This is a genomic window from Niastella populi, from assembly GCF_002078015.1.
In the GTDB taxonomy this organism is placed as follows: domain Bacteria; phylum Bacteroidota; class Bacteroidia; order Chitinophagales; family Chitinophagaceae; genus Niastella; species Niastella populi.
Genome location: NZ_LWBP01000264.1, coordinates 1 through 8,464 on the forward strand (window position 1 = coordinate 1; position 8,464 = coordinate 8,464).

The following is an 8,464-nucleotide window of genomic DNA, read 5'->3' on the forward strand; positions in this document are numbered from 1 at the left end:
GGTAAAGGATAATTTTTTTGAGATAGGTGGCAATTCCCTGAAAATAGTGATGCTGGCCAAACAGATCAGTAAGGCATTGGAAAGGGAAATAAATCTCACCCTCTTATTTCAATATCCATCAATAAACGACCTGGTAAATTATTTACAGCGGGAGGAACCCGTACACCAGGAAGAAGATTTTGACAGAAACGAAATGATGCACGATCTAAACAAATTCAATTATGAATAGTATGAACAGGAAATACGACGGGTTGGAAATTGCGATCATAGGGATCTCGGGTCAGTTTCCTGGAAGTAATGATTTCAGGCATTTCTGGGAAAATATCGCTGACGGTAAAGAGCTGATAAAAACATTTACTGATGAAGAACTGAAGGACCGCGGTATGTCTGAAAGTGAAATATCGCATCCATTGTTTGTTAAGTCAGCCGGCGTAGTGGAAAATAAAAACCATTTCGATCATGCTTTTTTTGGTTACACCGCGGAAGAGGCGGCATTTATGGACCCCCAGACCAGGTTGTTTCATGAGCATTGTTGGAAAGCATTGGATGATGCCGGTTATTCTTCTGCCATCGACAGGCAAAAAATAGGTTTGTTTGCCGGCGCCTCAAAAAACTACCATTGGAAAGCCCATGTATTATCAAGATCACAGGAGGCTAAAGTAGATGGGTTTTTCCTTGATATGATCTCGGGATCTAATTTCGTAAATACACTTGTCTCCTATAAACTCAATTTACGCGGCGCTTCCTGTTTTATAGATACGGCCTGTTCCACTTCTTTGGTGGCCGTGCATTATGCCTGCCGGAGCTTGTTGACAAGAGAATGCAGCATAGCCCTCGCTGGCGGAGTTTCAATAGGCGCAGGTAGAAGAAAAGGTTACTATTACCAGGAGGGAATGATAAATGCTGTGGACGGGCACGTTAAAACTTTTGATAAAGATGCAAGCGGTTGTGTTAGCGGGGAAGGAGTAGGTGTAGTGGTATTGAAAAGATTGAATGAAGCTATAAAAGACAGGGACCATATTTATGCCATTATAAAAGCCACTTCGGTTAATAACGATGGCAATCAAAAAGTAGGTTTTACCGCGCCGGGTATTAAAGGCCAGGCTGAATGTATCAGGATGGCCCATAAGGTAGCTGGTATAAGCCCAAAGAGTATAAGCTACATTGAAGCGCATGGAACTGCAACAAAACTAGGCGATCCGGTAGAAATAAAAGCATTGAACGAGGCATTCGATACCGGCGGCGATCAAAAGTTTTGCGCCATCGGGTCTGTGAAAACCAATATAGGACATTTGGATGCCGCTGCCGGCGTGACCGGGCTTATAAAAACCGCGTTAAGTCTTTATCACAAAAAAATTCCTCCAAGCCTGCATTTTAAAGAACCCAATCCTGAGATCGATTTTGCTTCCGGCCCTTTTTACGTCAATGCACGGTTACAGGAATGGAAAGGTACAAGCAATGCTCCCCTACGGGCTGGTGTAAGCTCTTTTGGCATCGGTGGAACCAATGCCCATGTTATATTGGAAGAAGCACCGGAAGCTGAACCGGTTGATGAAGGAAGGAAGTATAAGATCGCAACATTGACTGCAAAAACTGCGCAGGGGCTGGGCAGGTATGCAGAGGCATTGAAGACCTTTCTGCTGAAAGAGCCCGAACTGGATCTGGCCGGCATGTCGTATACCCTTGGCGTTGGCCGCAAACATTTTAATCATCGCAGATCCATAGTGTACAGCAGCAGAGAAGAACTGTTAAAGCTACTGGATGCGAAAAGTAATGATCATAGCGCAACCGGAAAAGAACAAACAAAACAAGCCGTGTTTATGTTTCCGGGACAAGGTTCGCAGTATGTAAACATGGGTAAAGACCTGTACGAACAGGAACCGTTGTTTCGTGAAACCATGGATAAAGGATTGGCGCTGCTGCAAAAAGTAACCGGTGAAGATCTTAAAGAAATAATCTATCCCCAATACGGGACAAAGGAAAATTTAATTACAGAAACCAGGTACGCACAACCCCTGATCTCTTTGCTGGAATATTCCCTCGCACAAATGTTGATCGCCCTGGGAATAAAACCTGCATGCATGATTGGGCATAGCATTGGCGAGTATGTTGCTGCCTGTATCAGCGGACTTTTTGACCTGGAAGATGCTTTACGGCTGATAGTTAAACGGGGTGCTCTGATGAATGCTTTACCGCCGGGCGATATGGTAAGTGTCATGATGACTGAGCAGGAAGCCGTTGTTTATATTACAAAAGAAATTTCCCTGGCTGCCATAAACGGTCCTAAACAGGTTGTTTTTTCAGGAAATGCGCAAGCTGTTGCAGGCTTGCTGAACAAACTTGATGAAACGAACATTCCATATGTAAAGCTGAATACTTCACATGCATTTCATTCAGTGATGCAGGAAAGTATATTGGAAGAATATAAAAAGGAGGTTGCCAAAGTGAACTTCCATCCAATGCAATATCCGTTTATATCTAACCTTACTGGTGTCGCCATCACAGCTGAACAGGCAGCCAATCCGGCTTACTGGGTAAACCATTTGCGCCACACTGTGCGGTACAGCGATGGAATAAAAAGCCTGCTGCAAAAAAGTGATGAATTTTTATTTATAGAAGTGGGGGCCGGGCATACCCTCAGCAACCTGCTTAAACAACAAAATGCGAAACAACCGGCATCGGTAACCCTTGTGCGGAGTGAAAAAGAACCGGCAGATGATGGATGCTATTTTACTGCCAGCCTGGGCCGGCTATGGGAGCGGGGAATGAACATTGACTGGTTGGCATATTATAAAACCGAACAGAGGAACAAGATTTCATTACCACCTTATTCATTTGAGCCTACCCGGCATATTGCCGAAGTGGAGCCGTTTGAAAATGGCCTCGGAGAAGCCTCGAAAGTATTATACCCAACAAAGAATGAAACCCTTTCCGACTGGCTTTATTTCCCTGTATGGAAAAGCGCTGTAATTACCCCTTCAGCAGATCAGCAACCAGGGACAATTTTACTGTTCTCATCAGGTGATCCTTTTGCTGTATTGTTGAAAGAACATCTTTTACAAAGCGGGAACCGGGTGATAGAAGTATTGATGGGGGAGCATTATCTAAAAACTGCCGGCGAACTGTATTATATCCATCCCGTTGATAACAGTCATTTCAGAAAACTGTTCGGGGATATCAGAGCAAACGGTATTGTTGTTTCTGATATCGTGTATGCCTGGACAATCGCGTGCGGAACTTCAATACCGGAAATGAAAGCCGACGACAGATCGCTTCATCTTGCCTATTTCAGTATTGCTTTTATTGTGCAATCCCTGGTGCAGCTGGAACTGCTGCATAATACGAAAATCACCATTGTAACCGATTCATTGCATATGGTGACCGGTAATGAAAAAGGCTTGTATACACAGGCGCCCGCACTGTCATTTGTAAATACATTGGCGCAGGAATATGGAATGAGCTGCTATAATATCGATGTAAACCTGCAGGAAGATCCTAAACAAGTGGTAAAGGATATCGTAACTGAAATAGTAAATGACAATAAAGATCATGTCGTGGCCTGGCGTTATGGAAAACGGTGGTTACAGGATTATGAGCGAAATAAGATACCCGTAAATGAAAAGGAAGGGTTGGTTCGCGCCGGCGGCGTATATGTTATAACGGGAGGAACAGGCAACGTGGGGTTCGCATTGGCCAGGTACCTGGCCGCACGTGAAGTAAAACTGGTAATAATCGGGCGAAAGAAAATAGAAGCCGCTTCCGGTACGGAAGTATGGTTGCAACGGTTACAGCACCTGCAACAAATAAATGGAGAGGTAAAGTATTATAGTTTGGATGTTGCCGACCAGGAAGCATTTTCGCAGGCGGTTCAACAAATAACGCGGGAGGTGGGTACTATCAATGGAATTATTCATGCTGCAGGTTATATAAATGACGATCATTTTGAAACCGTTGAAGATATTACCCCGGAGAAGTCTCTGGCTTTGTTCAGGGCAAAGATTGCAGGTATACTCAACCTGTATGAATTGTTCGGCAATGCTGATGTAGATTTTGTATGGATCACATCGAGTTTATCATCCATAGTGGGTGGATTGGGTTTTAGCTCTTATGCAGCAGCCAATTTGTTCATGGATCACTTTGTAACGGCCAGGATCAAAGAACTGCCCAACTGGAAATGCGTGGGTTTGTCGGAAATGCTGTTTACAGAGGAAGATATGCAACAGGAAAGGGAAGGGAGCCGGAAGGCTTTGAAAACAACAGAACTTTCAGCCTTGTTTGCATGGAGCATTTCCTTGAAAAATACTCCTGTCATTTTTGAAACCATTGAAAGTTTACCAAAGCGGATCCAACGTGTTTTCGAGAGCCCGGAAAGGATCTACCTCGATGCCGGTTTTACAGGTGAGAACAAGACCCCTGCGGCACGTCCTGAGCTAAGCAACGACTATGTGGCCCCCTCAACCAAAACAGAAGCGGCGATGGTAACTATCATCTGCGACTTTTTTGGAATTGAACAAATAGGCGTAACAGACAATTATTTTGAACTGGGCGGCGATTCACTCAAGGCCATGATCCTGTTAAAAAAGATAAAAACGACGTTTGGCGTACATCTTTCATTGAAAGATTTCTTCGCCTTGCAGAACATTCAAAAAATGGCTGCAGAAATAGATGAAAGATCATGGATAAATAAAAGCAGCGAAAAGAATTTTGTATCGATTATATAACAACCTTATTCTATGGATGCGGTCTCAGTTAAAAATCTTTTTAAGAAGCTTCGTGAAAACGATATCGATATTTCTTTAAATGGAGCCAATCTTCAGATTAGCAGCAATCAGATCAGTATACCCGAGGTTTTATTTGAAGAAATAAAACTGAACAAAGAAAATATTATCCGGTACCTCAGGCAGGTCACCGGTGCGCCGGAAGTAAGTCCCATTCTGTCTGTTACCAATGGCCATGCCGGCTATGTACTGTCATCCCAGCAACGCAGGTTGTGGGTGCTTGGCCAGTTCGAAGATGCCAATATAGCCTATAATATGCCCGGGTGTATGGTGTTTGAGGGTGCATTGAATGTAGCGGCGCTAAAGCACGCTTTAGATTCGGTTATCGAACGCCATGAGATCCTGCGAACTGTATTCAAACAGGATGAAGATGGCGACATAAAACAAATTGTTTTGCCTGCCGGCCGTTCTGATTTCCATATTCTTCAAAACGATCTTCGCAACAGAACAGGGCAGAAACAGGTGGTTGAAGAAATGGTGCATGAACAGTTCGTAAAACCGTTTGATCTTTCAACGGGCCCTTTATTGCGGGCTGCCCTTTTTCAGGTGGCTGACGATAGATGGTTTTTTACCTATGTAATGCACCACATCATCAGCGATGGCTGGTCGATGAATGTTTTGTTGAATGAGCTGCTGCTCTTTTACAACGCATACGGGCAGGGTAACGAAATGACATTGCCTCCCTTGCGTATCCAGTATAAAGACTATGCTGCCTGGCAACAGCAGCAACTGAACGGTGCCTCATTAGCCGTTCATAAAGCCTATTGGATGCAGGAACTCCAGGGCCCGCTGCCTGTGCTGGAACTGCCAACTGACAAACTGCGTCCTGCGGTTAAAACTTATCGCGGCGGATTGGTGACGGCAACGATCGACGAAACAGTAACCGGTCGGTTAAAGCGCCTTACCCAACAACAGGGGGCTTCTTTGTTTATGGGCTTGCTGGCAGCAGTGAACGCCTTGTTATATCGCTATACGGGCGAACAGGATATTATTATTGGCAGTCCCGTGGCCGGAAGGGACCACGAAGAGCTGGAACACCAGCTGGGACTCTACCTCAATACGCTGGCATTGAGAACAAGGTTCAGTGGGGATGATAGTTTCATGCATTTACTCGAACAGGTAAAACAGGTAACACTGGCTGCCTATGACCACCAGTTGTATCCCTTCGATTCGCTGATAGAGGCGTTGGAACTAAAACATGACCTCAGCCGCAATCCTTTGTTTGAGGTAATGGTCACCATGTTAAATGCGGATATTGATTATGTACATAAGCGTGAGCACCTTAATAATGTGGTATTGACCGGTTACCAGGAACCAATGGAAAACCCGGTCAGCAAGTTTGACCTGAGCTTTAGCTTCGTAGAAAAGGAAAATGCGATAGCAGTAACTGTTGAATACAACAGTGATATTTTTAACAAGGGAACCGTGCAGCGCCTGTCTACGCATTTTCTCAGGTTACTGGATGTTGCTACCCGCCATCCGCTGGGGCGCATAAATTACCTGGATTATTTAAGCGCTGACGAGCAACAGCATTTGCTGACGGATTTCAATAGAACCAGCGCATATTATCCCAAAGAGCAAAGCATCATAGATCTGTTTGAATCGCAGGTGTTATTACATCCGGATAAAATAGCGGTACAGGATGAGGAAGGTTCTTACACATATACTGAATTAAGCCGCCAGGTGAACCGGGTTGCTCAAAGCATCATCAATACATTTGGTGACGGCGATAAATCACCTGTTGGGGTGCTGTTATCGAGATCAGCCGCGTTGGTGGCTGTTTTATTGGGTGTAATGAAATCGGGCCGGGCCTATTTACCACTGGATGCAAAATATCCTGTTCACCGGTTGAATTATATACTTCGACAAAGCGGCTGCAGGTTGTTGATAACAGAAGGAAAGACGGCCCTGCCGGTTGATACAGCAGGTATGAGTATTGTAAAGCTGGAAGATATGCTGACAAGCGCTAATGGCGAACAGGTAGTCGCCAGCCTTGCTTCGGCCACTGATGCAGCTTATATCATTTATACATCAGGTTCAACAGGCAATCCCAAAGGTATAGCGATCGCTCACCGCTCCGTGATCAACCTGGTTGTGAGTATGCAACAAAAACCTGGCATAACTGCCAATGATGTTTTGTTTGCAGTTACCACTCATGCATTTGATATGTCGGTTACTGAGTTGTTTCTGCCGCTTGTAACCGGGGCAAAAGTGTTTGTGGCAGGGGAGGAAACCTTGTCAGAACCGCAAAAGATCATTGAAAGGTTAGCCGTTATACAACCTTCCATATTACAGGCTACACCGGGATTTTATGAAATGCTGTTTGAAAGCGGCTGGCAGGGCAGCCGGCAATTAAAGGTGCTGTCGGGCGGTGATTTACTTACGGCTTCGCTGGCCCGTAAACTGCTCGATAGCGCCGGTGAAGTCTGGAATATGTATGGCCCAACGGAAGTTACGGTATATGGCAGCGGGCGAAAGATCACCGATGCTGCAGATGGGAAAAGTATCGGGTACCCTATAAGTAATACACAGATTTTTATTGTCGATGACCGCCTGAAACCGGTTCCCGTTGGCATCCCGGGGTCGATCTATATCGGCGGCGATGGGTTGGCGCTCGGCTATTACCGGCAGGAAGCATTGACGGAAGCGCGTTTTATCAGCAGCCCTTTCGATCCGCAACAAAAGATCTATGATACGGGTGACGTGGGCAAATGGAATGAAGACGGGTCCATAGTGTTTTTGGGCCGTAAGGACAATCAGATAAAGATCAGGGGATACCGCATAGAACCGGCAGAGGTTGAAGCTGCCTTGCAAACATACCCGGGAATTGAAACGGCTGTGGTGATGGCGCATACAACTATAGATGGCAGTAAAGTATTGGTAGCTTATGTAGTAAGCAGGGAAGAGATAAAGACAGCTGAATTGAAAATATACATCGCGCAGGTTTTACCGGCATATATGGTCCCTGAGTATTATGTTGAACTCGGGCAATTACCGGTAACACCCAATGGCAAGTTAGATAGAGAAAGACTGCCTGCCCCTGAGCAGGCTAAACAATCGTCAACTGAATACATAGCACCCCGTAATGAAACGGAAGAAAAGCTGGTGCAGCTATGGGAAGAAGTACTGGGAACGAAACCAGTAGGAGTAAAGGATAATTTTTTTGAGCTTGGTGGCCATAGTATCAGGGTAGCAAAGCTGGCAGGCCATATCTACCGCCGGTTTCAGGTAAAGGCGGGAATACGTGATTTATTTACAAACCCGGTATTGGAAGACCAGGCGCAATGGATACAACAACTGCAAAAAATTGCGTATGTCGCCATCCCGCTTGCCGAAAATCAGGCTTCGTACCCGTTGTCATCATCCCAACGACGCATCTGGATCCTGAGCCAGTTTGAAGAAGGAACTATTGCATACAATATTCCTGCTATTTATGAATTGGCGGGCATACTCGATGCATCCTGTTTACAACAGGCTTTTACCTTATTGATAGCGCGGCATGAAATATTGCGTACTGTTTTCAGCGAAGATGAAACCGGGGAAATACGTCAGTTTATTAAAACTCCGGAAAGTACATTATTCCAGGTAAATTTTTCCGATCTGCGTGCTGAAAGAGATCAGGATGTCCATGTGCGTGCGTTTGTACAACAGGAACTAACCACGCCATTTGATCTTTCATCGGGCCC

General features: G+C 45.2%; 3 protein-coding genes. All 3 read left to right on the forward strand.

What is annotated here, in order from left to right:
• The coding region (locus A4R26_RS34380) for an acyl carrier protein (RefSeq protein WP_133054872.1) at positions 1-229 on the forward strand (229 nt) is incomplete at its 5' end.
• Between the two features lies 1 nt (position 230).
• A complete protein-coding gene (locus A4R26_RS34385) occupies positions 231-4,721 on the forward strand; it encodes a type I polyketide synthase (RefSeq protein WP_165760517.1) in 4,491 nt (1,496 codons plus the stop codon).
• 12 nt (positions 4,722-4,733) lie between these two features.
• A partial coding sequence (locus tag A4R26_RS34390) for a non-ribosomal peptide synthetase (protein ID WP_133054873.1) occupies positions 4,734-8,464 on the forward strand: 3,731 nt, incomplete at its 3' end.